Source organism: Pseudomonas sp. NMS19W (assembly GCF_051554255.1).
Classification (GTDB): Bacteria; Pseudomonadota; Gammaproteobacteria; order Pseudomonadales; family Pseudomonadaceae; genus Aquipseudomonas; species Aquipseudomonas kribbensis.
The window spans coordinates 5,584,103-5,607,820 of sequence record NZ_CP136718.1 but is presented as its reverse complement, the minus strand read 5'-3'; the positions used below and the strand labels follow the sequence as shown (position 1 = coordinate 5,607,820).

Here is a 23,718-nt window from a genome sequence, read left to right as displayed (position 1 = left end):
TCGATGAAACTCAATGATCTGAGTCCAGCGCCGGGTTCCCGTCGCGAAAAGCATCGTCCGGGCCGTGGTATCGGTAGTGGTTTGGGTAAGACTGGTGGCCGTGGTCACAAAGGTCAGACCTCCCGCTCCGGTGGCACCATTGCTCCAGGCTTTGAAGGCGGTCAACAGCCGCTGCATCGTCGCCTGCCGAAGTTCGGTTTCGTTTCCCTGAAAGCCATGGATCGCGCAGAAGTGCGTCTGTCCGAACTGGCTAAAGTGGAAGGCGACATCGTCACCGTGCAGTCCCTGAAAGATGCCAACGTGATCAACGTCAACGTACAGCGTGTGAAAATCATGCTGTCCGGTGAAGTGACTCGCGCTGTCACTATCGGCAAGGGAATCGGCGCCACCAAAGGTGCGCGTGCGGCTATCGAAGCAGCTGGCGGCAAGTTCGAGGAATAAATGGCTAAGCAAGGTGCTCTCTCTGCGCTCGGCAAAGGCGGTATGTCTGAACTCTGGGCTCGTCTGCGTTTTCTGTTCCTGGCGATTATCGTCTACCGAATAGGCGCACACATCCCGGTTCCAGGTATCAACCCGGACCGACTCGCGGACCTGTTTCGACAGAATGAGGGGACCATTCTTAGCTTGTTCAACATGTTTTCCGGCGGCGCGCTGGAACGGATGAGCATCTTTGCACTGGGGATCATGCCGTACATTTCGGCATCGATCATCATGCAACTGATGACCGCCGTCAGCCCGCAGCTGGAGCAGTTGAAGAAGGAAGGTGAAGCTGGCCGTCGCAAGATCAGCCAGTACACCCGCTACGGCACCGTCGTCCTCGCTCTCGTTCAGGCCATTGGCATGTCCATTGGCCTGGCGGGGCAGGGCGTTGCGTTCACTGGTGACTTTGGCTTCCATTTCGTCGCGGTATCCACGTTTGTGGCTGGTGCGATGTTCATGATGTGGCTGGGTGAGCAGATTACTGAGCGTGGTGTAGGCAACGGTATCTCGATGTTGATTTTTTCGGGAATCGTCGCCGGTCTTCCGAGAGCAATCGGGCAGTCTTTCGAGTCTGCGCGTCAGGGTGATATCAACATCTTCGCCCTGGTTGCCATCGGTTTGCTGGCAGTAGCGATTATCGGTTTCGTGGTGTTCATTGAGCGTGGTCAGCGTCGTATCGCTGTTCACTACGCCAAGCGTCAGCAAGGCCGCAAGGTTTTCGCTGCGCAGACTAGCCACTTGCCGCTGAAGGTGAACATGGCCGGTGTTATTCCGGCTATTTTCGCGAGCAGCATTTTGCTGTTCCCGGCTTCGTTGGGTGCCTGGTTCGGTCAGTCTGAAGGTATGGGCTGGTTGCAGGACATCTCGCAGTCGATCGCTCCTGGTCAGCCGTTGAATATTCTGCTGTTTAGTGCAGGGATTATTTTCTTCTGCTTCTTCTATACGGCGTTGATGTTCAATCCGAAAGACGTAGCGGAAAACCTGAAGAAGTCCGGTGCCTTTATTCCGGGCATCCGTCCAGGTGAGCAGTCTGCGCGCTACATTGATGGCGTTCTGACTCGCTTGACCATGTTCGGTGCTCTTTACATGACGGCCGTGTGCCTGTTGCCCCAGTTCCTGGTGGTTGCAGCAAACGTTCCGTTCTACCTTGGCGGGACCTCGTTGCTGATCGTGGTCGTGGTTGTGATGGACTTCATGTCCCAAGTACAATCGCACCTCGTTTCGCACCAGTACGAATCCCTGATGAAGAAAGCCAACCTGAAGGGTTACGGCAGCGGCATGTTGCGCTGAGTACCCATAAGGTTCGAGGAGTTGGTGATGAAAGTTCGTGCATCGGTGAAAAAGCTGTGCCGTAACTGCAAGATTATTCGCCGCGAAGGTGTTGTTCGAGTAATTTGCAGCGCGGAACCGCGTCACAAACAGCGCCAAGGCTGAGTGTGATTGTGCTTCAAGCCCGGCAGCTAGTGCGCTGCCGGGTTGATTATTTGTTATTACAGCGATATTATCTCGCGCCCTATTTCTTGGCTTCCGGGGCGTAGGTAGCTGTCAATTGGAGTCCCACTGAATGGCCCGTATTGCAGGCGTTAACATTCCAGATAACAAGCATACTGTTATCTCGCTGACCTACATCTATGGTGTTGGTCGCACTACTGCGCAGAAAATCTGTGCAGTGACTGGGGTAAACCCAGCAGCAAAGATCAAGGATCTGAGCGACGAGCAAATTGAACAGCTGCGTGGCGAAGTGGCGAAGTTCACCACTGAAGGTGACCTGCGTCGCGAAATCAACATGAAAATCAAGCGCTTGATGGACCTCGGTTGCTATCGCGGTCTGCGTCATCGTCGTGGTCTGCCAGTACGCGGTCAGCGTACCAAGACCAACGCGCGTACCCGTAAAGGTCCGCGTAAGCCGATCCGCAAGTAATCGCCCCAGCGAATCGACAGGAATTTAATCATGGCAAAACCTGCTGCTCGTCCTCGTAAAAAAGTTAAAAAGACAGTGGTTGATGGCATCGCCCACATCCATGCCTCTTTTAACAACACCATCGTGACCATTACCGACCGTCAAGGTAACGCTCTTTCCTGGGCTACCTCCGGTGGTTCGGGTTTCCGCGGTTCCCGCAAGTCCACCCCGTTCGCTGCTCAAGTAGCTGCTGAGCGTGCTGGTCAAGCTGCGCTGGAATACGGCCTGAAAAACCTCGACGTAAACGTCAAGGGCCCAGGTCCAGGTCGTGAATCCGCAGTCCGCGCTTTGAACGGCTGTGGCTACAAGATCGCCAGCATCACCGACGTGACGCCAATCCCGCACAACGGGTGCCGTCCGCCGAAGAAGCGCCGCGTGTAATCCAGGAGATTGTAAAGAATGGCTCGTTACATTGGTCCAAAATGCAAACTCGCTCGTCGCGAAGGCACCGATCTCTTCCTGAAGAGCGGCGTGCGCGCGATCGAATCGAAGTGCAACATTGAAGCAGCACCTGGTATCCACGGCCAACGCCGCGGTCGCCAGTCCGACTACGGCACCCAACTGCGTGAAAAGCAGAAGGTCCGTCGTATCTACGGCGTTCTCGAGCGTCAGTTCAGCGGCTACTACAAAGAAGCTGCTGGCAAGAAAGGTGCAACCGGTGAAAACCTGCTGCAACTGCTCGAATGCCGTCTGGACAACGTCGTATACCGTATGGGCTTTGGTTCGACTCGTGCCGAATCCCGTCAGCTGGTATCGCACAAGTCGATCAGCGTTAACGGTCAGACCGTAAACGTTCCTTCGTACCAGGTTCGTGCTGGTGACGTGGTCGCTGTTCGCGAGAAAGCAAAAAATCAACTTCGCATTGTCCAAGCTCTCGATCTGTGTGCTCAACGTGGCCGCGTAGAGTGGGTAGAAGTAGACACTGAGAAGAAGTCGGGCGTTTTCAAGAACGTTCCTGCTCGCAGTGATCTGTCCGCCGACATCAACGAAAGCCTGATTGTCGAGCTCTACTCCAAGTAAGGGCTAGAAAATAGGTGCATCCATGCAGATTTCGGTAAATGAGTTCCTGACACCCCGCCATATTGATGTGCAGGTTGTCAGTCCAACCCGCGCCAAGATCACTCTCGAGCCTCTCGAGCGTGGTTTCGGCCACACCCTGGGCAACGCGCTGCGCCGCATCCTGTTGTCCTCAATGCCCGGCTGCGCAGTAGTCGAGGCCGAGATTGACGGTGTGCTCCACGAGTACAGCGCCATCGAAGGTGTACAGGAAGACGTAATTGAAATCCTGTTGAACCTTAAAGGTCTGGCTATCAAGCTGCATGGCCGTGACGAAGTTACGCTGACCTTGTCGAAGAAGGGTTCGGGGGTGGTTACCGCTGCCGATATTCAGCTGGATCATGATGTCGAGATCGTTAATCCCGATCACGTAATCGCTAACCTGGCGTCTAACGGCGCCCTGAACATGAAGCTCACCGTAGCTCGTGGTCGTGGTTATGAACCAGCCGACTCGCGTCAGAGCGATGAAGACGAAAGCCGCAGCATCGGTCGCTTGCAGCTTGACTCTTCGTTCAGCCCGGTTCGCCGTATCGCATACGTGGTGGAAAACGCCCGTGTCGAGCAGCGTACCAACCTGGACAAGCTGGTTATTGATCTGGAAACCAACGGTACTCTGGATCCTGAAGAGGCTATCCGTCGTGCTGCAACCATCCTGCAACAGCAGTTGGCTGCGTTCGTCGACCTCAAGGGTGACAGTGAGCCAGTGGTTGTCGAGCAGGAAGACGAGATCGATCCGATCCTGCTTCGCCCGGTTGACGATCTGGAACTGACTGTACGTTCGGCTAACTGCCTTAAGGCGGAAAACATCTACTACATCGGTGACCTGATTCAGCGTACCGAAGTAGAGCTGTTGAAGACTCCGAACCTGGGCAAGAAATCCTTGACTGAAATCAAGGACGTTCTGGCCTCCCGCGGTCTGTCCCTCGGCATGCGCCTCGACAACTGGCCGCCTGCAAGTCTTAAGAAGGACGACAAGGCGACTGCCTGATCGTCGTAATCACCGAACGTAGTGTTTGGTAAGGAATGAACCATGCGTCATCGTAAAAGTGGTCGCCACCTGAGCCGCACCAGCTCGCACCGCAAGGCCATGTTCCAAAACATGGCTGTGTCGCTGTTCGAGCACGAGCTGATCAAAACTACTCTGCCAAAAGCCAAAGAACTGCGCCGCGTTGCCGAGCCGCTGATCACTCTGGCCAAGACAGACAGCGTTGCTAACCGTCGTCTGGCTTTCGACCGTACTCGTTCGAAAGCTATCGTTGGTAAGCTCTTCAACGACCTGGGCAAGCGTTACGCTACCCGTGAGGGTGGCTACCTGCGCATCCTCAAGTGCGGTTTCCGCGCTGGCGACAACGCGCCTATGGCGTACGTCGAACTGGTTGATCGTGCTGTCGGCGGTGAAGCTGTATCCGCTGAGTAAGACGTCAGTCTGAAACAAAGAACCGGGCCTAGTGCCCGGTTTTTTGTGCCTGTAAGAAATGCGCCGTTCGTACAATCTTCTACCCTGTTTGGGTCTGCACTATGTGCTGGGTTTTATTGTTAGTTATTTTCTATTGATGATCATGAGTTAATGAATTTGTGGCTGTCATATTGATGATCGATACTCCCCAACAAGCCGATTAGCCGGCAGTTCAAGACTGACAGAGGAAGAAGATCGCATGAGCCAGAACAAGACGCTTACGACTGCCAGCGGCGCGCCAGTCGCCGACAACCAGAACTCTCGCTCCGCCGGGCCCCGCGGACCGCTGCTGCTCGATGACTTTCATTTGATCGAGAAGCTTGCTCACTTCAACCGCGAAAACATTCCTGAACGCCGTGTGCATGCCAAGGGTTCGGGCGCCTACGGTACTTTCACAGTCACTCGCGATATCACGCAGTACACCAGCGCCAAGCTGTTCTCCGCTGTGGGTAAGCAGACACCGACTTTCTTGCGATTCTCCACAGTCGGCGGTGAACGTGGTTCAGCTGACACCGAGCGCGACCCTCGTGGTTTTGCCCTGAAGTTCTACACCGAAGAAGGCAACTGGGACATCGTTGGCAACAACACACCCGTGTTCTTCATTCGTGATCCGCTGAAGTTTCCTGACTTTATCCACACCCAGAAACGCCTGCCGCAAAGCAATCTGAAAAGTGCGCAGATGATGTGGGATTTCTGGTCGCACTCGCCCGAGGCGCTGCATCAGGTCACCATTCTGTTCTCTGACCGCGGTATCCCGGATGGTTACCGTCATATGCACGGCTTCGGTAGCCACACTTACAGCTTGATCAGTGCTCAAGGCGAGCGTCACTGGGTGAAGTGGCACTACAAGACCAAGCAAGGGATCAAGAACCTCGCGCCGGCAGATGCGGCACGCCTGGCGGGCACTGATCCGGATTACGCGCAGCGCGACTTGTTCGAGGCCATCGAGCGTGGTGACTTCCCGAAATGGAGCGTGTGCATCCAGATCATGACCGAGGCCCAGGCCGCGGCGCATTACGAGAACCCGTTTGACGTGACCAAGACCTGGTCGCAGAAGGAGTTCCCGCTGATCGAAGTCGGTGAGCTGGAGTTGAATCGCAATCCGCTGAACTACTTTGCTGAAGTCGAGCAAGCCGCGTTCGGCCCGAGCAACATGGTGCCAGGCGTCGGCCTTTCGCCGGATCGCATGCTGCAAGGCCGCGTGTTCGCTTATGCCGATGCACATCGCTATCGCGTAGGCACCAATCACCAGCAACTGCCGGTGAACGCCCCGCGCAGCCCGGTAAATACCTACCAGCGTGACGGTTCGATGGCTTTTGGCAGCAATGGTGGTGCGGCCCCGAACTACGAGCCGAACAGCTACGTGGAGTCGCCGAAACAAGCTCCGCACTACGCCGAGCCGGCACTGGCCCTGAGCGGTGCGGCTGATCGCTACGATCACCGCGAAGACACCGACTACTACAGCCACGCGGGTGCGCTGTTCCGTTTGATGAGCGACGAGCAGAAAGCCTTGCTGGTCAGCAACATCGCCGGTGCGATGGCCGGTGTTTCGAGTGACGTGGTGGACCGTCAGTTGCAGCATTTCTACAAGGCCGACCCGGCGTACGGAGAAGCAATCGCAAAGCTGCTCAACGTACAGCTTAACGAAGTCTAAACGAGAAGCAGAACCGCCCTCATTAGGGCGGTTTTTGCGTTATTTAACCTGCTTTTCTCAGAATATCTTCGCTTTTATTGCGCGAAGTAAGTGACCTTGCGGTCATGTTGGTTCAAACTACAGACTTTCAAGAAGGGAGATGTAGGGCGATGCAAGGCCACCCAGACGTTATCGATTACCTCAACACGTTGCTGACCGGCGAACTGGCCGCGCGTGACCAATATTTCGTTCACTCGCGGATGTATGAGGACTGGGGATTCACCAAGCTCTACGAACGAATCAACCACGAAATGGAAGAGGAAGCCGGTCACGCCGATGCGCTGATGCGCCGGATTCTCATGCTCGAAGGTACCCCGCGCATGCGTCCGGATGACCTGGATGTCGGCACCACGGTGGAGACCATGCTCGAAGCGGATCTGCGACTCGAGTACAAGGTTCGTGCCGCACTGTGCAAAGGCATCGAGTTGTGCGAGAAGCACGGCGACTATGTAAGCCGCGATATCCTCAAGCTTCAGCTGCATGACACCGAAGAAGATCACACCTACTGGCTGGAAAAGCAGTTGGGCCTGATCAAGTTGATCGGTATCCAGAACTACCTGCAATCTCACACGTCCTGATTGCAGCCGTTACAAAAAAGCCCCTGTCACTGATGAAGTGACAGGGGCTTTTTTCATGCCCGGTGATCAGGCCCGATCGCGGACCAGCAGTGGCTTGAGGTAATGCCCGGTGTGAGATTGCTTCATCTCGGCCACTTCCTCCGGCGTACCGGTAGCGATGATCTGCCCACCTTTCGAGCCACCCTCGGGGCCGAGATCCACCAGCCAGTCGGCGGTCTTGATCACGTCGAGGTTGTGCTCGATCACCACCACGGTGTTGCCGTGGTCGCGCAGGCGATGCAGCACATCGAGCAGTTGCTGGATATCCGCGAAGTGCAGACCGGTGGTCGGCTCATCGAGGATGTACAGGGTCTTGCCGGTGTCACGCTTGGACAGCTCGCGAGACAACTTGACCCGCTGCGCCTCACCGCCGGACAGCGTGGTCGCCGACTGTCCGAGCTTGATGTACGACAGGCCCACATCCATTAGCGTCTGCAGCTTGCGCGCCAATGCCGGCACCGCGTCGAAGAACTCCCGCGCTTCCTCGATCGTCATCTCGAGGGTTTCGTGGATGCTCTTGCCCTTGTATTTGATTTCCAGGGTTTCGCGGTTGTAGCGCTTACTCTTGCACACATCGCACGGCACGTAGATGTCCGGCAGGAAGTGCATTTCCACTTTGATCAGACCGTCGCCCTGGCAAGCCTCGCAACGACCGCCCTTGACGTTGAACGAGAAACGCCCAGGGCCATAACCACGGGAGCGGGACTCCGGTACGCCGGCGAACAGTTCGCGGATCGGCGTGAACAGCCCGGTGTAGGTCGCCGGGTTGGAGCGCGGTGTACGGCCAATCGGGCTCTGGTCGATATCGACGACCTTGTCCAGATGCTCCAAGCCCTTGATGCTGTCGTGAGCTGCCGCTTCCAGAGTGGTCGCGCCGTTGAGGGCCGTGGCGCTCAACGGGAACAGCGTGTTGTTGATCAGCGTCGATTTGCCCGAGCCGGAAACGCCGGTCACGCAAGTCAGCAAGCCGATCGGGATCTCCAGGTCGACATTGCGCAGGTTGTTGCCCCGCGCGCCCTTGAGCGACAGCACCTGCTTTTTGTTGCGCGGCGTGCGTTTGGCCGGCACTTCGATCTTGACCCGACCCGACAGGTATTTGCCGGTGAGCGAGTCCGGGTGCGCCATGACTTCGTCCGGCGTGCCTTCGGCGACGATTTGCCCGCCATGAACCCCGGCACCCGGGCCGATATCCACAACGTAGTCAGCCAGACGGATCGCGTCTTCGTCGTGCTCGACCACGATCACCGTGTTACCGATATCGCGCAGGTGCTTGAGGGTGCCGAGCAGACGGTCGTTGTCACGCTGGTGCAGACCGATGGACGGCTCATCGAGGATGTACAGAACGCCAACCAGACCGGCGCCGATCTGGCTGGCCAGACGAATCCGCTGGGCTTCGCCACCAGATAACGTGTCCGCACTGCGATCCAGCGACAGGTAATCCAGCCCCACGTTGACCAGGAACTGCAGACGCTCGCGGATTTCCTTGAGAATTTTGTCGGCGATTTCGCCACGGCGGCCGGTCATCTTCAGCTCGCCGAAGTAGTCGCAGGCATCGCCGATCGGCAGGTTGGTCACCGCCGGCAGGGTTTTCTCGCCAACCCACACATGTCGCGCTTCACGACGCAGGCGGGTGCCGCGGCAATCCGGGCAGGACTGGGTGCTGAGGAACTTTGCCAGTTCTTCGCGCACGCTCGCCGACTCGGTTTCGCGGTAGCGGCGCTCGAGGTTCGGCACGATGCCTTCGAACGGATGCGAACGTTTGACGATGTCGCCCCGGTCGTTGAGGTACTTGAAGTCGACGTTCTGCGAACCGCTGCCATGCAGAATGTATTTCTGCTGATCGGCCGGCAGCTCGTTGAACGGCTGCTCAAGGCTGAAGCCGTAATGCGCGGCCAGTGAACCAAGCATCTGGAAGTAATAGACGTTGCGCCGGTCCCAACCGCGAATCGCGCCCTCGGCCAGCGTCAGCTCACCGTTGATCAGACGCTTGATGTCGAAGAACTGCTTCACGCCCAGACCGTCACAGGTCGGGCAGGCGCCGGCCGGGTTGTTGAAGGAAAACAGCTTGGGTTCCAGCTCGCTGATCGCATGGCCGCAGATCGGGCACGCGAAGCGCGCGGAGAAGATCATCTCTTCGCCCGGTTCGTCATCCATCGGTGCGACGAGGGCGATGCCATCCGCCAGTTTCAGGGCGGTCTCGAAGGATTCGGCCAGACGCTGCTGCAAATCGGCGCGAACCTTGAAGCGGTCGACCACGACTTCAATGGTGTGCTTCTTCTGTTTATCCAGCTTCGGCAGCTCGTCGAGCTCGCAGAGCCGGCCATTGACCCGGGCCCGGACGAAGCCCTGGGCACGCAGCTCTTCGAACACCGACAGATGCTCGCCCTTGCGCTCGCGGATCACCGGCGCCAGCAGCATCAGCTTGCTGCCTTCCGGCTGGGCCAGCACCAGATCGACCATCTGGCTGACGGTCTGGGCTTCCAGCGGGATGTCGTGATCCGGGCAGCGCGGTGTGCCGACGCGTGCATAAAGCAGACGCAGGTAGTCGTAGATCTCGGTGATGGTGCCGACCGTGGAGCGCGGGTTGTGCGAGGTCGACTTCTGTTCGATGGAGATCGCCGGCGACAGGCCTTCGATGGTGTCGACGTCGGGTTTTTCCATCATCGACAGGAACTGCCGGGCATAGGCCGACAGGGATTCGACATAGCGGCGCTGACCTTCGGCATAGAGCGTGTCGAAGGCCAGGGACGACTTGCCGGATCCGGACAGGCCGGTGATGACGATCAGTTTGTCCCGTGGCAGGGTCAGGTCGATGTTCTTCAGGTTGTGGGTACGGGCCCCACGTATCAGGATCTTGTCCAAAGTGGCCTCGCTCGGCGGGCGTCGAAAACACAGGAGTATACGGCCAAATACTGGATGGATGCACACTATCGAATGAAGGGTTTTCCACCTTGCATGAAGAGAGTTTCATCTATACGCGTCATAGCGTCGCGATATACCCCGTCTTTCGATGGGACTGGTAGAATCGCCGCCGGTTCACACGAGGTTTTTCCATGCACGATCCCCACAGCGAACGCATGAGTGGCAGCGAGACCCGCGCGGCGAGCGGTCTGGCCCTGGTGTTCGCCTTCCGTATGCTTGGTATGTTCATGGTGCTGCCGGTACTGGCCACCTATGGCATGGATCTGGCGGGAGCGACCCCGGCCCTCATCGGGCTGGCGATTGGCGCTTACGGCCTGACCCAGGCGATTTTCCAGATTCCGTTCGGGATCATTTCCGACCGTATCGGTCGTCGCCCGGTGATCTACCTGGGGCTGATCGTCTTCGCTCTCGGCAGCGTGCTGGCGGCTCAGGCCGACTCGATCTGGGGCGTGATTGCCGGCCGGATCCTGCAGGGTGCCGGGGCAATTTCCGCAGCGGTCATGGCGCTGCTTTCCGACCTGACTCGCGAACAGCACCGCACCAAGGCCATGGCGATGATCGGCATGACCATCGGCCTGTCGTTCGCGGTGGCCATGGTGGTCGGTCCGCTGCTGACTCGCGCATTCGGTCTTTCCGGCCTGTTCCTGGCTACCGGCGGCATGGCGCTGGTGGGGATCGTGATCGTGCTGTTCATGGTGCCGAAATCCACCGGGCCGCTGAGTCATCGTGAGTCTGGCGTGGCGCGTCAGGCGTTGATGCCGACGCTCAAGCACCCGGACCTGCTGCGCCTGGATCTGGGCATTTTTGTGTTACATGCGATGTTGATGTCGAGCTTCGTCGCGCTGCCCCTGGCCCTGGTCGAAAAAAGCCGGGCTGCCCAAGGAGCAGCACTGGTGGGTCTATCTTACTGCCTTGTTGATCTCTTTCTTCGCCATGATCCCGTTCATCATCTACGGCGAGAAGAAACGCAAAATGAAACGAGTTTTGCTCGGCGCCGTCATGACACTGATGCTCACTGAGCTATTCTTCTGGCAGTTCGGTGACAGCCTGCGCGCTCTGGTGATCGGGACGGTGGTGTTCTTTACCGCGTTCAATCTGCTGGAAGCCTCGCTGCCGTCGCTGATCAGCAAGGTTTCACCGGCGGGTGGCAAGGGCACGGCCATGGGCGTGTACTCCACCAGCCAGTTCCTCGGTTCGGCACTCGGCGGGATTCTCGGCGGCTGGATGTTCCAGCATGGCGGTCTGTCGGTTGTGTTCCTCGGATGTGCCGGGCTGGCTGCCATCTGGCTGGCCTTTGCTGTTACCATGCGCGAACCACCCTACGTGACGAGCCTGCGCTTGCCGTTGTCGCCCGAGGCGATCCGCGAAGCGGGTCTGGTCGAGCGCCTCAGGGCCCTCGTAGGGGTAACAGATGCAGTGATAGTCGCCGATGAAGCGGCTGTTTACATCAAACTGGATAAAGAATTAGTGGATCGCGACACCCTCGAACGCCTGGTGAACAACCCGGCCGGGGCTGCTTGCGAAGCCTAGGAGAACGTTATGGCCCGTGGGGTTAACAAAGTCATATTGGTCGGCACTTGCGGCCAGGATCCCGAAGTTCGCTACTTGCCTAACGGTAACGCCGTGACCAACCTGAGTCTGGCAACCAGCGAACAGTGGACCGACAAGCAGACCGGTCAGAAGGTCGAGAAGACCGAGTGGCACCGTGTATCGATGTTCGGCAAGGTTGCCGAAATCGCCGGCGAATACCTGCGCAAGGGTTCGCAGGTGTACATCGAAGGCAAACTGCAGACCCGCGAGTGGGAAAAAGACGGTATCAAGCGTTACACCACCGAAATCGTGGTCGACATGCAAGGCACCATGCAACTGCTGGGCGGCCGTCCACAACAGGGCGACCAACAAGGCGGTGGCAACAACTACCAGCAGCAGGCGCCACGCCAGCAGGCTCCGCGTCCGCAGCAGTCGGCTCCTCAGCAGCGTCCGGCTCCGGCTCCACAGCAGGCCGCACCGCAACCGGCTCCGGATTTCGACAGCTTCGATGACGACATCCCGTTCTGATTCGCAGCTATACCCGCTTTAAATAAAAAAGGCCCGTCGCTGAACACGACGGGCCTTTTTCATGTACGCAGGTTTTTCAGTCAAGAATCAGATGCGGCAAGAACCGGCTCGAATCCTTGGTGATCAGACTGTTGTCCTCCCGCACGCCAATCCCTGCGGCCTGGTCGCCGATCACCCAGGAGCCAATCAGCGTGTAGCTGTCATCGAACTTCGGCAGCGGCGCAAATTCCTGCAGGATGAAGGGCGCATCCGTGTAGGGACCATCCTCTTTGACGATCAGACCGTCAGCAGTTTGCAGCTCGATGTTGGCACCTTCCCGGGAGAAGTACGGTTTGCGCACCCAGCCTTTCGGCACTGCGCTGGCCGGATTCGGATCGAGATGAGCGGCCAGCAGATTCGGATGGCCTTTGTGCAATTCCCAGAGCAGGGGCAGGGCGCCTTTATTGGAAAGTATGGATTTCCACGCCGGTTCAAAAAACTGCGTATCGCAATCGGCAATGGCCGTACCGAACGGCTCGTGGAAGATGAACTCCCAGGCGTGCAGCTTGAACAGGTGCGGGATCCAGCGATCTTCGAGATCGACAAAACGTCCTTCGGTTGTCAGGCCGATGTCTTCGATATCGATGTGCCGGGATTCGATGCCGACCTTTTCCGCGATCAGTCGCAGGTAGTCCGTGGTGCCTTTGTCCTCGACCGAGCCTTTCATCGAGGCAAAGTAGAACGGGCGCTTGAGCTTCAGCGCAGCAAAGGCCTCATGCAGGCGGGTGTCGATGCTGTTGAACTGGTCGGCATGGCGCGGCAGCATCCCGCGCTCGATGCATTGCTCAAGCCAGCCCCACTGGAAGGCCGAGGCTTCGTACAGGCTGGTGGGCGTGTCGTAGTTGAGCTCCAGCAGTTTCGCCGGGCCGTTGCCGCTGTAGGAGAAGTCCATGCGTCCGTACAGATGCGGATGACCTTCCAGCCAGGACGTTCGGATCATGTCGTAGTACGGCGCAGGAATGCTCAGGCGATCAAGCAGTTCTTCACTGCGCACGACCCGGTCCACCAGATCCATGCACATCTCATGCAGTTCGGTGGTCGGATCCTCGAGATCGTTTTCGATCTGCGCGAGCGTGAACTGGTAGTACGCGCGCTCGTCCCAGTAGGGCTCGTCGTCGATGGTGTGGAACAGAAAACCGAGGCTTTCGGCCGTCTGTTTCCAGTCGTGGCGCTCGGCGCAATGGATCTTCTTCATCAGCTGCTCGAACTGCCCCAGCCGCCCCAACCGCTGCGTGCGCTGGACTGGCTGCCAAAACCGCCACGGGAAGTGGAAGACGCCACGTTGACCGATTTGCTTCGGGAGCTGGTGTAGTCCGAATCATTGCGGCTGGTGCGTGTCGATTCGATCCGCCGGTTCAGCGTCGAAGTGTCGTACGTCTGGCGCGTATCGCGGTCGCGATACACCGTCCGCGAGTTGTTGCTCATGGCATTGCCGATCAGCCATCCGGTCAGCCAGCCATTGCTCGACCCGCCACCACTGGAGACGTGGGTCGTGTTCTGGGTGGTCTGCACTGGCTCGGCATTGCCTTCCGGCATCTGCGCATTGGCAATCGCATCGAGGTTCTGTGCCGGCTCGGAGTTTTGCGGCACCTTGAAACCACCGAGCTTCGGCACAAAGCGGCCATCGGAATTCTTCTGACACCAGCCGGCGGCAAAGTCTGCATCGCACTTGGTTTTGTCGTCATAGGCCGGGGCGATGCGCCGGTGTTCGGCCAGGGCCGCGACGTAGGCATTCGAGCAGGCATCGGCAGCCACTTCGGCGTCGACGCACTGTTCCACGCTCTGGAAGGTGCGCTGTTGCTCCTGCGCGCTCGCTTCACCGGAAATTGCCAGGGCCACCGAAGCGGCCAGGGACAGTTGAACGTACTTGCTTCGTTTCATCTCGGGCTTCCTGCCGATCAGTAGGACGGGGTCATGCACGCAGCGTTGAGCATGCCGACGCTGATCGCCACCGCTGCCACGTAGATGCCGGCGGCAACTTCACCGTTGGCGATGCGCTGGGACGTGCCTTTGAGCACCAGCCCGGTGGCCAGGAATGCCAGCAGTTGCACCGCAGCGGCGATCACTGCCCAGAGCACGAAATCGAGGACGTTGATCGAGTGGGCGATGATGTTGCTCGCGGGAATCGCGAAACCGATGATCGCACCCGACAGGGCGATGGCGGCAGCGTTGTTGCCGCCGCGGATCAGTTCGAATTCCTTGTGCGGCGTGATGCGCGTGTAGACGAACTGAAACAGCATGAACAGCAGCACGGCGCCAATCAGGTAGGCGGCGAAGCCGACCAGCGCGGCCTTGTTCAGGGAAACGGACAGCACTTCCAGCATGAGGAACTTCCTTTTAAATGGTGCTCAGATCGGTGGTGTACAGCGAAATGCCCAGCGATGTGCTCAGGCTGACGGTGCCTTCTTCGTCCTGCTCGACGGAGAACAGCAGCAATTCGCGACGGTCGGTCAGGCCGGTTTCCCGGGCATACAGCATCGAATGGTGTTCGATGGTGTAGGACTCGTCGGGATTGACCACTTGCTCGGTGAGCGGGACCAGTTCGGTCTGGCCGCGTTCGGTGCCCCATTCACGGGTGAAAGACACGCCGTCATGGGTGTAGGCCGGCAGGCCGATCAGGCTGTTCGGGCCCGCCAGGCGCTGCAGTTCGGCGTCACTGTTGACCGTGACATAGCTGACGTAATTGAACAGCGTCACCGATTCGATCTGATCGTCGCCGGTGACGTGGACCTGCAGCCAGAAATCTTCGTTGTCCAGGTAATAGCGATGCAGCTTGTTCGACTGGCCGAGGTCGATCCAGCCGGCGCTCCAGATGGCCTGGGCATCGGGGACCCGTACCGAGGTGCTGCCGTCGAGCAGCAGGCCGAGGGTCGAATCGAACCGGATCCCCTTGCCCTGCGCCAGGCCCAACGGGCCGCTGGCCGCCTCGCGTGCAGGTGCAGGGGCCGAACCGGTGCCGAGCAAATTCTTTAACCATCCCATGGGTACATTCCTTGAAGCGGGTGGAGGTGTTCGTTGGCAAAACGCCGCTAGTGTACCGGCCTCGCGACAAACGAGCAGGCAAAAAAGAAGGGCACCCGGTGCCCTTCTTTTCGCTGGCTGCCCTTACTGGGCCGACTTCTGCTTCAGGCGCTCGAGGATCGCGTTGGCGCTGCCCTCGTTCGGCGTGATGCCGGCGTCGCGCAGTTTGCGCTCCAGGTCGTTGCCGGTTGTGGCATCGGCCAATTCGTCCTGAGCGTTCAGCTCGGCGGCGCGCTGCTTTTGCTTTTCTTGCAGACGGTTCAGGGTGCCGACTGCGGTTTCCAGTTTGCCATTGGCACCGCCGCTGGCGATGGATGCGCTGACCTGGGCTTTCTGCACGCTGTCACGGGCCTTGGCCATGTCCACTTGCTGACGCAGGCTTTTGATCCGCGCTTCGGCCTTGTTGATGTCCTTGCGCATGTTGTCGGCGTAGGTGCCGAACTCGTCGCTCTGGGCCTTCTCGGTGGTCAGGTCGTTGGTCAGGGTCGAAATCGCTTCGGCCACTTCCATCGCCAGATCTTCACGGCCGGCGTTCAGGGCCGAAACAGCCTTGGCTTCCAGATCCTTGATCTTGGCGTCGTACTCGCTCACGCGGTCGGCGGACAGTTTGTGCTTGGCCATGATGGTGACCAGTTCGCGACGGGCGTTGGACAGGGCGCTGTCGGCGTCGCGGATTTCCTGGTCGAGGATGCGCAGGGCCTGTTGGTCGACGATCGCTTCGCCGACTTCATTGGCGCCGCCGCGCAGTGCGGTGAACAACTTGCTCCAGATGGACTGAGTCATTGGATTTTCCCTGTTGATTACTTGAAGAAGTGTTCGAAGGCTTCGCTGGCGCGCTGCACGTTGTCGACCAGGGTTTTCACCTCGGTGACCACGTTGGTCAGGCTCGAATCCGCACTCAGCGCGCCGAACATGTTGTAGACGGTCTGGCCGTTGGGCATGGTTTCGATGCCGATCGACGACAGCGGGAACATCTCCCGGCTGCGCAGTACCGCGTCGTTGAAGGTGCGCACGTCGGTGATCGAATCGATGTCCACCAGCACGGTATCGACGATGATCTGCTGACCGGCGATGGCGATGTGAATCGGCAGGCCGCCGAATTCGTTCATTTCCAGCTTGAGGCTGGGTTCGGCGCTCTGGATCAGGGACAGCGTGATCTCGTGCGAAGCCACCTCATCCAGTGCCTTGAAAGCGTTGTAGAGGCTATCGATGTTCCAGTTGTTGCCTGCGCTCATGTAATTCTCCGACATGAAAGAGCCAGCCAGAATCGGTTGGCGTAGCTGTTGCTCCATTTGCTTGAGCAAGCTTCGGTTTTCGGGAAGCACCCAAGTTTCGTGTTTCACATAACCGGCGGCAGCCAGGCCCGCGCGCATCTGCTTCATATAGAAGCTCGACGGTTTTTTCGCGGACGTTGTCGAGCGCACTCCCTTCGGGCTCTCCGATTTTGTTGCAGGGGAGTTGCTTTTCATGGCGATGACTCCGTTATGAACATCTCACGCGTGAGCCACACTACAACCAATTCAAAGTGCCATCAATGGCTCACGCGTGAGATTTTTTCAGCGCACGAAAAAAGGCCCGCAACGGGGCGGGCCGGTCTTTCTTGCGGACGTTCGTGTATGAGGATCAGCGGGTGGCCGCGAGGAACTCGTCTGCCGAGACCACACTGGCGTAGGCAAACCCCAATGAAGACATGAACGCCGCATGCACCTGGGCCGCCGGTACGACCAAACCATTGAATTCCAGGTCGCGGGTGGCGCAGGCATCGTGGATCACTGTGACGGTGTAGCCCAGGTCCGCCGCTGCCCGGACCACGCCGTCGATGCACATGTGGCTCATGCTGCCGACCACCACCAGTGCCTTTATGTCTTGCTCATCGAGGATCGATTGCAGTTCGGTTTCGCGGAACGCGTTAACGAAATGCTTGAGCACCACCGGTTCATCGGTGCGGTTGATTACCTTGGGGTGCAGCTTTGCGCCCTCGGAGCCCGGGGTGAAGAACGGCGCATCCGCCGAGGTGAATTCGTGACGGATATGGATCACCTGATCACCCGCTTCACGGAACGCGGCGATCAGTCGGGCGGCGTTGTCGGCGGCGGCGTCGACGCCAGCCAGCGGCCACTTGCCTTGGGGGAAGTAGTCGTTCTGGATATCGACTACGATGAGCGCTTGCCTGGCCATGGATGTTTCCTCGAAATGTTTGTTGGGAGTGGAGTCAGTATCGGCGTCCGCTACGTCATCGAGGATTGGCCGCACCGACAATAGACAGGGGAAAACTGACAATGGGTGTTGAAAGGGCCGTTGCCGAGCTGGGCGTGCTGATTTATCCCGGCGCGCAACTGGCGGCGGTGCATGGTTTGACCGACCTGTTCGGCGTGGCCGACCGGATCGCGGTCGAACATCAGGCCGCGCAATTGCCGCGACTGCGGGTGAGTCACTGGCAGGTCGAGAACGAGCAGGCACCGGTCAGGGTTTACGACAGTCATCCCGCTGAAGAAACGGGGTTGCTGGCGGTGCTGATTCCGCCGTCGATCGCCGGGTTCAGCGCAGAACAGGCATCGCCGGGATTGCTGCAATGGCTGCGCGATCAGCATGGCCGTGGCGCAACACTGGGCGGCGTCTGCGTAGGCTCGTGGCTGCTGGCCGAAAGCGGCCTGCTCAACGGTCGCAGCGCCACCACTCACTGGACCTCGGCCAAGGCCTTTGCCGAGCGTTATCCGCAGATCAGGCTCAAGGCCGACACACCGATTGTCGACGACGGCGACCTGATCACCACCGCCGGGCTCATGGCCTGGTCGGAGCTGGGACTGCGGCTGGTCGATCGCCTGCTCGGGCCGAGCATCGCCAGCGCCACCGCACGGTTTCTGGTGATGGAACACAGCGACAGCGCCAGTGCCTGCGGCAGCAATTTTGCGCCGATTCTCAGCCATGGCGATGCGTCGATTCTCAAGGTTCAGCACTGGCTGCAAAGCACCGGAGCGACTGACGTTTCGCTGGCTGCGATGGCTGAGCGTTCGGGTCTGGAAGAGCGTACGTTCCTGCGACGATTCCGGGCGGCGACCGGCCTGAAACCCACCGAATACTGTCAGCACCTGCGGGTCGGCAAGGCCCGTGAAATGCTCGAGTTCAGCAACAGCACCATCGATCACATTGCGTGGACGGTGGGTTATCAGGATCCGGGAGCCTTTCGCGCCATCTTCAAGAAAATCACCGGGCTGGCGCCGAGTGACTACCGCAATCGGTTCGGCGTAACCCCGCCGACCGTGCTGGCGAGATAGCGCCGCGCGGTCGTGCAAAATGCCGTGGCCGCAGCGGCCATCGTGCAGATTGAAACGGGCGCAACGCCAGTACGAAAAGGCTAATCGACTGATCCGCAAAGGTTTTGGCGTCGCCATCGTTTGGCCTGATCTCTGCACTCTTTGACCTACATTCACCGAGCCGCTGGAAGGGGGACGCATGACCCCGACACCTCGCAACAGAATAGTGGTCGCCCATTCCGTACGTCCCGACGCGCCGCAACACGAAGTGCAGACCAACAAGGCGCTGGCCCGCTGGCTGGCGCAGATTCTCGGACTGAAATTCGGCGGCAGCTACGACGCGCAAAAGCATCGCGGTCGCGATCTGTATCTGCTGCCGACCCAAACCATCGTCGGCGCTGCCAAGGCTCATGAACTGGGCATCAAGGGCCCCGAGGATCTGTGGGGCGGTTTCGTCGAGCACGATTTCATCTGCACCAAAGCCATCAGCCATGGCTTGCGCAGCCATCAGGCCCATGCACCACAAGGCTGGTCACCGCTGTTTTCCGAACGCACGCGCAATGTCGTACTCGACGGGCTCAGTGTGTTTGATCTGAAAGATGCACGACCTGCCGCCGAACATCTGCTGTACAGCGGTCCGATCCGTCTCAAACCGATTCATGCGTGCGCCGGTCGCGGACAGGAAGTGATCAAGAGCCTCGACGCTTTCGACGAAATTCTCGCGCGGCCCGATATTTCCAGACAGTTCAGCGAAGGCGTGGTGCTGGAGCAGGACTTGAGCCAAGTGGTTACCCACAGCGTCGGCCAGTCGTTCATCGGTGACCGGGTGCTCAGTTACTGCGGTGATCAATACTTGACCGAGGATGCCCACGGCGAAGAGGTCTATGGCGGCTCGAACCTGCTGGTAGTGCAGGGCGGCTACGAGGAACTGCTGAAACTGGATCTGCCGGATGACGTGCGGCTCGCCATTGAACAGGCGCAGGTTTTCGACCGGGCAGCGGATGAAGCCTATCCACGGTTCTACGCTTCGCGCCGCAACTATGACATCGCTCAAGGGCTGGACAGCAACGGCCAACGGCGTAGCGGCGTGCTCGAACAATCCTGGCGCATGGGTGGCGCGAGCAGCGCGGAAGTGGCGGCGTTGCAGAGCTTCGTCAACGACCCGTCGATGCGCGCGATCCGCGTGTCGTCGGTGGAAACCTACATCGACCGGGCTCTGCCGGCGGACGCCATCGAGGTCTATCGCGGCCCGGCCGAGAACAGCGACTTTCTCCTCAAATACGTAACGGTCCAATCCTATGACGGCTAGAAGCGAAAGCATTCAGATCGACATTGATGATGAACAGATGAGCGGGACGTTTCTCAGCCCCAAGTCGAAGGTCCCCGGCGTGTTGTTCGTGCATGGTTGGGGCGGCAGTCAGGAGCGGGACCTGGAACGGGCCAAGGGCATTGCCGGTCTGGGCTGTGTGTGCCTGACATTCGATTTGCGCGGGCACACCGGCGGCACGGGTATTCCGTTGAGCCGGGTGACCCGTGAAGACAACCTGCGCGACCTGCTGGCAGCCTACGACCGGTTGCTCGCCCACCCGGCGCTGGACACTTCGGCCATCGCGGTGGTCGGCACCAGCTACGGCGGTTATCTGGCCTCGATCCTCACCTCATTGCGCCCGGTGCGCTGGCTGGCGCTGCGGGTGCCGGCGCTGTATCGCGACGAACAATGGCACACGCCCAAGCGCGATCTGGACAAGGCCGACCTGCGTGATTATCGCGGCACGCTGGTGCGCGCCGAAAGCAATCGCGCACTGCACGCCTGCTCGCAATTCACCGGCGATGTGCTGCTGGTGCAATCGGAAACCGACGACTACGTGCCTCACGCGACGATCATGAGTTATCGCGCCGCGTGCCAGCAGACTCACTCGCTGACCCACCGCATCATCGACGGTGCCGACCATGCCCTGAGCGATCCAACCTCGCAGCAGGCCTACACCTCAATCCTGGTCGACTGGATCACCGAGATGGTGGTGGGCGAACGCTTGAGCATCATTCAGTCGCGCTGATCACGGCTTGGGTTTCTTCTCGATCCGCAACGCCTTGGCCTTGGCTTCAACCACCAGGTACATCACCACGGTGATCAGCAGTGGCAGCAGAAAATAGATCGCCCGATAGGCCAGCAATCCCGCCACCAGACTGCCTCGGGAGGCCTCGTGTTGCAGTAGCGCCACGAACACCGCTTCCAGCACGCCGAGTCCGGCGGGAATGTGGGTGATGACCCCGGCAATTGCGCTGATCAACAACACGCCGAGCACCAGCGGATAGTCGAGCTTGCCCGGCAGCAAAGTGAAAATCACCGCCGCCATCAACGACCAGTTCAGCGCGCCGAGCAGCAGTTGCAGGACCGCCATGCGCAGCGACGGCAGGTTGATTTCCACTCCGCGAATCGACCACTCGCGCCGCCGGGAAAACTGGCACGCAACCAGGTAACCGAGGCTGATCAACAGCAGCAAAACGCCGATGCCCTGCAACGCATCGCTGCTGACTTTCCACCCCGGCGGCATGCTGACCAGCCCACTGCTGAACACGGCGCCGGCGATGGTCATGTAGCCGAACCAGTTTGTCGCCAGGCTCAGGCCAAGGATCTTGGCGATGTTGCCTTTGCTCACTCCGAGCCGTGAATACAGCCGATAGCGCATGGCGATCCCGCCGACCCAGGCGCTCAGATTGAGGTTGAACGCGTAGCTGATGACGCCCACCGGCAGGATCTGTTTCCACGTCAGGTCCTGGCGGATGTAAGTGCGGCCGATCAGGTCGAAACTGGCGTACACCAGAAAGCTCAGCAGCGTCAGGCTCGAAGCGATGATCAGCGTGCGCACCTTGAAGTCGGCGAGGGTTTGCAGCACCTCGGTCCACTCGATACGGCTGGCGAACATCGTCAGCAGGACGACCAGCGCGAGGAAAAACAGCAACGTCAGCGGGCGCTTCCAGCGGCTCCAGCGAGACGTTGCGGCTGGCGGCGAATGCGTTGCGGACTGAGCATCGGAACGACTCATGACGGATCGCTCCCGCTCTTGCCGATGAAGGGTTTCAACCGTGGTTTGTGTGCTGGCAGCCAACCGGCCATGGCCGGGAAATGGCGCAGGAAGTGAAACACCAGAAAGCCCACGGTCATGTGCCAGATGCGCCCGCGCGGGGACTTGCTGGCGTCCATCGCTTTGCAGTGGTTGTGGCTCAGATCTTCGAGACGCTCAAACAGATGAGCATTGAAGGCCCGGTCGCGGATCAGCACGTTGGCTTCCAGGTTCAGCGACAGGCTGAGCGGGTCGAGATTGCTCGACCCCACGGTGCTCCATTCCTCGTCCACCAGCGCGACCTTGCCGTGCAGCGGCCGCTGGCAATATTCGTGAATCTGCACCCCGGCCTTGAGCAGGTAGTCGTAGGTCATGCGCGCCGCGAGTTTGGCCACCAGCATGTCCGGCTGGCCTTGCAGAATCAGCCGCACATCGACGCCGCGCCGGGCCGCGTTGCGCATCTCGCGCAGCAAGCGATAACCGGGGAAGAAATAGGCGTTGGCGATCACTACCCGGCGTTTCGCGCGACGCAGCACCTGCAGGTAAACATCTTCGATATCGGTGTGATGCCGGTCGTTGTCGCGGAATACCAGGCGCACCTGACCGTCGTGCTCGGTGAACGCCATCTCCGCCCGACGCTGGCGCCGGCGCTGCCACCAGAAGCGCGCCCGTCCGGGGCGACCGCTTTGCAGCAGAGCAAAGTGATGAATGTCGGCCACCGCCGGCCCCTGAACTTCCACGGCGTAATCCTGCTTCGCCTCGGGGCCGAAATCAGCGAGATGGTCGCCGGAGAAATTGATCCCGCCGATAAACGCAATCAGCCCGTCGACCACCACGATTTTGCGATGCAGGCGGCGGAACCAGTTGGTGCGAAAGCCCAGGCGTTTGGGCGCCGGGTCGAAGATTTGCAGGTGCACACCGGCCTCGCTCAACGCGGTGAGATATCCGGTGCTCAGTTCACCGCAGCCGAAGCCGTCGAGACTGACAGTGGTGCGCACGCCGCGTCTGGCAGCGTCGATCAGAATCTGCTGCAACTCGTTGCCGACCTTGTCTTCGAAAACGATGAAGGTCTCCAGCAGGATTTCACTCTTCGCCGCACGCATGGCCTCGAAGACTCGCGGGAAATACTCCTCGCCGTTTTCCAGCAGTTCCACGCGGTTGCTGCCCTGCCAGCCATAGTCGACATCGACGTGGCCAGGCTCGCGGATCGGTGGGGTGATGGTGATCGGTTCCACGGCGGATTTTTCCAGCGGCGCGCTGCTCATAGTTCGATCTCCACGGACAGCGGAACGTGATCGGAAAGGTGTGACCAAGGGCGGTTGGCAAGCACCTTCGGCTGGCTGGCCTTGAGGTTGCGCACGTAGATCCGGTCCAGCCGCAGCGCCGGCCAGCGCGCCGGAAAACTGCGAGCCGGTTTGCCCTGATGTTCGGCAAACACTTCACGCAGACCGCAAGGTTCCAGCAGCGCATCGGCACGCTGGCGCCAGTCATTGAAGTCGCCGGCGACGATGACCGGTGCATCGTCGGGCAGGTTGGCTAGGCGTTTTCGCAGCAGTTTCAGCTGTGCGTTGCGATGACTTTCACGCAGGCCCAGATGGACGCAGATCGCGTGCAGTTCCCGATCATCTCCCGGCAGGCGCAGAACACAGTGCAACAGGCCACGGTTTTCATGGCCACTGATGGAAACGTCAAGGTTGTCGTGGCGCACGATCTGGAATTTCGACAGCAACGCGTTGCCGTGATCGCCCTCCGGGTACACCGCATTGCGCCCATAGGCGAACTGCGGCCACAGGCTGTCGGCGAGGAACTCGTACTGCGGCATGGTCGGCCAGTTGTTGTAGCGCTTGGGATGGTGTTCGTGGGTGCCGTGCACTTCCTGCAGAAACACCACGTCGGCGGACACACTGCGCACCGCTTCGCGCAGTTCGGGGAGGATGAAGCGGCGGTTCAGCGCGGTGAACCCCTTGTGGGTGTTGACCGTCAGTACCGTGAAGCGGCGCACCGTGGTGATGACGGTGGCCTGTTCATCGGTGACGCCGACCGGCTCGGGAATGCTCATGACGGCATGCCTGCCGAGGTATGGCGCTTGCTGCGCCC

At 59.5% G+C, this 23,718-nt stretch carries 25 protein-coding genes and 1 pseudogene; 15 read left to right on the top strand and 11 right to left on the bottom strand.

Annotation, left to right across the window (positions count from 1 at the left end; all coding sequences use genetic code 11):
• Window positions 1-3: 3 nt before the first annotated feature.
• The 10 genes from rplO to bfr all read left to right on the top strand — a co-directional run bounded on the left by rplO (window position 4) and on the right by bfr (window position 7,223).
• Window positions 4-441, top strand: coding sequence for a 50S ribosomal protein L15 (gene rplO / locus R1A29_RS25715; protein ID WP_003228720.1), 438 nt, complete (start codon window positions 4-6; stop codon window positions 439-441).
• Window positions 442-1,770, top strand: coding sequence for a preprotein translocase subunit SecY (secY, locus tag R1A29_RS25710; protein WP_003228718.1), 1,329 nt, complete (start codon window positions 442-444; stop codon window positions 1,768-1,770).
• A gap of 27 nt (window positions 1,771-1,797) precedes the next feature.
• Window positions 1,798-1,914, top strand: coding sequence for a 50S ribosomal protein L36 (gene rpmJ, locus R1A29_RS25705; RefSeq protein ID WP_002555468.1), 117 nt, complete (start codon window positions 1,798-1,800; stop codon window positions 1,912-1,914).
• Between the two features lie 130 nt (window positions 1,915-2,044).
• Complete coding sequence (rpsM, locus tag R1A29_RS25700) at window positions 2,045-2,401, top strand: 30S ribosomal protein S13 (protein ID WP_003186020.1); 357 nt, start codon at window positions 2,045-2,047, stop codon at window positions 2,399-2,401.
• Between the two features lie 30 nt (window positions 2,402-2,431).
• On the top strand, window positions 2,432-2,821 hold the full coding sequence (gene rpsK / locus R1A29_RS25695; protein WP_002555466.1) for a 30S ribosomal protein S11: 390 nt from the start codon (window positions 2,432-2,434) through the stop codon (window positions 2,819-2,821).
• Window positions 2,822-2,839: 18 nt separating this feature from the next.
• Entirely contained in the window at window positions 2,840-3,460 is a 621-nt protein-coding gene (gene rpsD / locus R1A29_RS25690) for a 30S ribosomal protein S4 (RefSeq protein ID WP_003176404.1), read from the top strand.
• A gap of 22 nt (window positions 3,461-3,482) precedes the next feature.
• The gene (locus R1A29_RS25685) at window positions 3,483-4,484 is read left to right on the top strand and encodes a DNA-directed RNA polymerase subunit alpha (RefSeq protein ID WP_003186012.1); all 1,002 of its coding nucleotides are present in this window, start codon (window positions 3,483-3,485) and stop codon (window positions 4,482-4,484) included.
• 42 nt (window positions 4,485-4,526) lie between these two features.
• Window positions 4,527-4,913: a 50S ribosomal protein L17 gene (gene rplQ / locus R1A29_RS25680; protein ID WP_007955635.1), complete on the top strand. Its 387-nt coding sequence runs from the start codon at window positions 4,527-4,529 to the stop codon at window positions 4,911-4,913.
• Window positions 4,914-5,151: 238 nt separating this feature from the next.
• A complete protein-coding gene (locus R1A29_RS25675) occupies window positions 5,152-6,606 on the top strand; it encodes a catalase (RefSeq protein WP_438299925.1) in 1,455 nt (484 codons plus the stop codon).
• A gap of 149 nt (window positions 6,607-6,755) precedes the next feature.
• Window positions 6,756-7,223, top strand: coding sequence for a bacterioferritin (gene bfr, locus R1A29_RS25670; protein WP_065259514.1), 468 nt, complete (start codon window positions 6,756-6,758; stop codon window positions 7,221-7,223).
• 66 nt (window positions 7,224-7,289) lie between these two features.
• Here bfr and uvrA read toward each other — a convergent pair whose 3' ends face one another.
• Window positions 7,290-10,124, bottom strand: a complete 2,835-nt coding sequence (gene uvrA / locus R1A29_RS25665) for an excinuclease ABC subunit UvrA (RefSeq protein ID WP_438299924.1) — start codon at window positions 10,122-10,124, stop codon at window positions 7,290-7,292.
• 191 nt (window positions 10,125-10,315) lie between these two features.
• Here uvrA and R1A29_RS25660 point away from each other — a divergent pair.
• A pseudogene (locus R1A29_RS25660) lies at window positions 10,316-11,714 on the top strand (MFS transporter).
• A gap of 9 nt (window positions 11,715-11,723) precedes the next feature.
• A complete protein-coding gene (locus tag R1A29_RS25655; RefSeq protein ID WP_007966163.1) occupies window positions 11,724-12,242 on the top strand; it encodes a single-stranded DNA-binding protein in 519 nt (172 codons plus the stop codon).
• 76 nt (window positions 12,243-12,318) lie between these two features.
• Here R1A29_RS25655 and R1A29_RS25650 read toward each other — a convergent pair whose 3' ends face one another.
• The 7 genes from R1A29_RS25650 to R1A29_RS25620 form a co-directional block, all read right to left on the bottom strand.
• On the bottom strand, window positions 12,319-13,476 hold the full coding sequence (locus R1A29_RS25650) for a glutathionylspermidine synthase family protein (RefSeq protein ID WP_438299923.1): 1,158 nt from the start codon (window positions 13,474-13,476) through the stop codon (window positions 12,319-12,321).
• The gene (locus R1A29_RS25645) at window positions 13,476-14,162 is read right to left on the bottom strand and encodes a DUF1190 domain-containing protein (RefSeq protein WP_438299922.1); all 687 of its coding nucleotides are present in this window, start codon (window positions 14,160-14,162) and stop codon (window positions 13,476-13,478) included. Before R1A29_RS25645 ends, R1A29_RS25650 begins: the two co-directional genes overlap by 1 nt.
• A 17-nt stretch (window positions 14,163-14,179) precedes the next feature.
• Window positions 14,180-14,605 (bottom strand): DUF350 domain-containing protein, encoded by a 426-nt coding sequence (locus R1A29_RS25640; protein ID WP_085712345.1) that lies wholly within the window; start codon window positions 14,603-14,605, stop codon window positions 14,180-14,182.
• Between the two features lie 13 nt (window positions 14,606-14,618).
• The gene (locus tag R1A29_RS25635; protein WP_438299921.1) at window positions 14,619-15,263 is read right to left on the bottom strand and encodes a DUF2491 family protein; all 645 of its coding nucleotides are present in this window, start codon (window positions 15,261-15,263) and stop codon (window positions 14,619-14,621) included.
• Window positions 15,264-15,386: 123 nt separating this feature from the next.
• On the bottom strand, window positions 15,387-16,085 hold the full coding sequence (locus R1A29_RS25630; RefSeq protein ID WP_305835688.1) for a PspA/IM30 family protein: 699 nt from the start codon (window positions 16,083-16,085) through the stop codon (window positions 15,387-15,389).
• Window positions 16,086-16,102: 17 nt separating this feature from the next.
• Window positions 16,103-16,771, bottom strand: a complete 669-nt coding sequence (locus R1A29_RS25625) for a YjfI family protein (protein WP_085712342.1) — start codon at window positions 16,769-16,771, stop codon at window positions 16,103-16,105.
• A 154-nt stretch (window positions 16,772-16,925) separates the two neighbouring features.
• A complete protein-coding gene (locus R1A29_RS25620; RefSeq protein WP_438299920.1) occupies window positions 16,926-17,480 on the bottom strand; it encodes a cysteine hydrolase family protein in 555 nt (184 codons plus the stop codon).
• 101 nt (window positions 17,481-17,581) lie between these two features.
• Between R1A29_RS25620 and R1A29_RS25615 the strand changes: the two genes are divergently transcribed.
• The 3 genes from R1A29_RS25615 to R1A29_RS25605 all read left to right on the top strand — a co-directional run bounded on the left by R1A29_RS25615 (window position 17,582) and on the right by R1A29_RS25605 (window position 20,613).
• Window positions 17,582-18,577 (top strand): GlxA family transcriptional regulator, encoded by a 996-nt coding sequence (locus R1A29_RS25615; protein ID WP_438299919.1) that lies wholly within the window; start codon window positions 17,582-17,584, stop codon window positions 18,575-18,577.
• A 178-nt stretch (window positions 18,578-18,755) separates the two neighbouring features.
• The gene (locus R1A29_RS25610) at window positions 18,756-19,865 is read left to right on the top strand and encodes a DUF3182 family protein (RefSeq protein WP_438299918.1); all 1,110 of its coding nucleotides are present in this window, start codon (window positions 18,756-18,758) and stop codon (window positions 19,863-19,865) included.
• Window positions 19,855-20,613, top strand: a complete 759-nt coding sequence (locus tag R1A29_RS25605) for an alpha/beta hydrolase family protein (protein ID WP_438299917.1) — start codon at window positions 19,855-19,857, stop codon at window positions 20,611-20,613. The genes R1A29_RS25610 and R1A29_RS25605 overlap by 11 nt, the downstream gene beginning before the upstream one ends.
• Here the strand turns inward: R1A29_RS25605 and R1A29_RS25600 are convergent, their stop codons facing one another.
• From R1A29_RS25600 to R1A29_RS25590, 3 genes are read right to left on the bottom strand one after another with little or no spacing between them, the layout of a single operon-like run.
• The gene (locus tag R1A29_RS25600) at window positions 20,614-21,603 is read right to left on the bottom strand and encodes a lysylphosphatidylglycerol synthase domain-containing protein (RefSeq protein ID WP_438299916.1); all 990 of its coding nucleotides are present in this window, start codon (window positions 21,601-21,603) and stop codon (window positions 20,614-20,616) included. It abuts the gene before it with no gap.
• The gene (gene clsB, locus R1A29_RS25595; RefSeq protein ID WP_438299915.1) at window positions 21,600-22,886 is read right to left on the bottom strand and encodes a cardiolipin synthase ClsB; all 1,287 of its coding nucleotides are present in this window, start codon (window positions 22,884-22,886) and stop codon (window positions 21,600-21,602) included. Before clsB ends, R1A29_RS25600 begins: the two co-directional genes overlap by 4 nt.
• The gene (locus R1A29_RS25590) at window positions 22,883-23,680 is read right to left on the bottom strand and encodes an endonuclease/exonuclease/phosphatase family protein (protein WP_438299914.1); all 798 of its coding nucleotides are present in this window, start codon (window positions 23,678-23,680) and stop codon (window positions 22,883-22,885) included. The genes clsB and R1A29_RS25590 overlap by 4 nt, the downstream gene beginning before the upstream one ends.
• Between the last annotated feature and the right edge of the window lie 38 nt (window positions 23,681-23,718).

Bases quoted from the DNA above. Each gene is read 5' to 3' on its own strand.
- rplO (WP_003228720.1), top strand. From the start codon at position 4: ATGAAACTCAATGATCTGAGTCCAGCGCCGGGTTCCCGTCGCGAAAAG.
- secY (WP_003228718.1), top strand. From the start codon at position 442: ATGGCTAAGCAAGGTGCTCTCTCTGCGCTCGGCAAAGGCGGTATGTCT.
- rpmJ (WP_002555468.1), top strand. From the start codon at position 1,798: ATGAAAGTTCGTGCATCGGTGAAAAAGCTGTGCCGTAACTGCAAGATT.
- rpsM (WP_003186020.1), top strand. From the start codon at position 2,045: ATGGCCCGTATTGCAGGCGTTAACATTCCAGATAACAAGCATACTGTT.
- rpsK (WP_002555466.1), top strand. From the start codon at position 2,432: ATGGCAAAACCTGCTGCTCGTCCTCGTAAAAAAGTTAAAAAGACAGTG.
- rpsD (WP_003176404.1), top strand. From the start codon at position 2,840: ATGGCTCGTTACATTGGTCCAAAATGCAAACTCGCTCGTCGCGAAGGC.
- R1A29_RS25685 (WP_003186012.1), top strand. From the start codon at position 3,483: ATGCAGATTTCGGTAAATGAGTTCCTGACACCCCGCCATATTGATGTG.
- rplQ (WP_007955635.1), top strand. From the start codon at position 4,527: ATGCGTCATCGTAAAAGTGGTCGCCACCTGAGCCGCACCAGCTCGCAC.
- R1A29_RS25675 (WP_438299925.1), top strand. From the start codon at position 5,152: ATGAGCCAGAACAAGACGCTTACGACTGCCAGCGGCGCGCCAGTCGCC.
- bfr (WP_065259514.1), top strand. From the start codon at position 6,756: ATGCAAGGCCACCCAGACGTTATCGATTACCTCAACACGTTGCTGACC.
- R1A29_RS25655 (WP_007966163.1), top strand. From the start codon at position 11,724: ATGGCCCGTGGGGTTAACAAAGTCATATTGGTCGGCACTTGCGGCCAG.
- R1A29_RS25650 (WP_438299923.1), bottom strand. From the start codon at position 13,476: ATGAAGAAGATCCATTGCGCCGAGCGCCACGACTGGAAACAGACGGCC.
- R1A29_RS25645 (WP_438299922.1), bottom strand. From the start codon at position 14,162: ATGAAACGAAGCAAGTACGTTCAACTGTCCCTGGCCGCTTCGGTGGCC.
- R1A29_RS25640 (WP_085712345.1), bottom strand. From the start codon at position 14,605: ATGCTGGAAGTGCTGTCCGTTTCCCTGAACAAGGCCGCGCTGGTCGGC.
- R1A29_RS25635 (WP_438299921.1), bottom strand. From the start codon at position 15,263: ATGGGATGGTTAAAGAATTTGCTCGGCACCGGTTCGGCCCCTGCACCT.
- R1A29_RS25630 (WP_305835688.1), bottom strand. From the start codon at position 16,085: ATGACTCAGTCCATCTGGAGCAAGTTGTTCACCGCACTGCGCGGCGGC.
- R1A29_RS25625 (WP_085712342.1), bottom strand. From the start codon at position 16,771: ATGAAAAGCAACTCCCCTGCAACAAAATCGGAGAGCCCGAAGGGAGTG.
- R1A29_RS25620 (WP_438299920.1), bottom strand. From the start codon at position 17,480: ATGGCCAGGCAAGCGCTCATCGTAGTCGATATCCAGAACGACTACTTC.
- R1A29_RS25615 (WP_438299919.1), top strand. From the start codon at position 17,582: ATGGGTGTTGAAAGGGCCGTTGCCGAGCTGGGCGTGCTGATTTATCCC.
- R1A29_RS25610 (WP_438299918.1), top strand. From the start codon at position 18,756: ATGACCCCGACACCTCGCAACAGAATAGTGGTCGCCCATTCCGTACGT.
- R1A29_RS25605 (WP_438299917.1), top strand. From the start codon at position 19,855: ATGACGGCTAGAAGCGAAAGCATTCAGATCGACATTGATGATGAACAG.
- R1A29_RS25600 (WP_438299916.1), bottom strand. From the start codon at position 21,603: ATGAGTCGTTCCGATGCTCAGTCCGCAACGCATTCGCCGCCAGCCGCA.
- clsB (WP_438299915.1), bottom strand. From the start codon at position 22,886: ATGAGCAGCGCGCCGCTGGAAAAATCCGCCGTGGAACCGATCACCATC.
- R1A29_RS25590 (WP_438299914.1), bottom strand. From the start codon at position 23,680: ATGAGCATTCCCGAGCCGGTCGGCGTCACCGATGAACAGGCCACCGTC.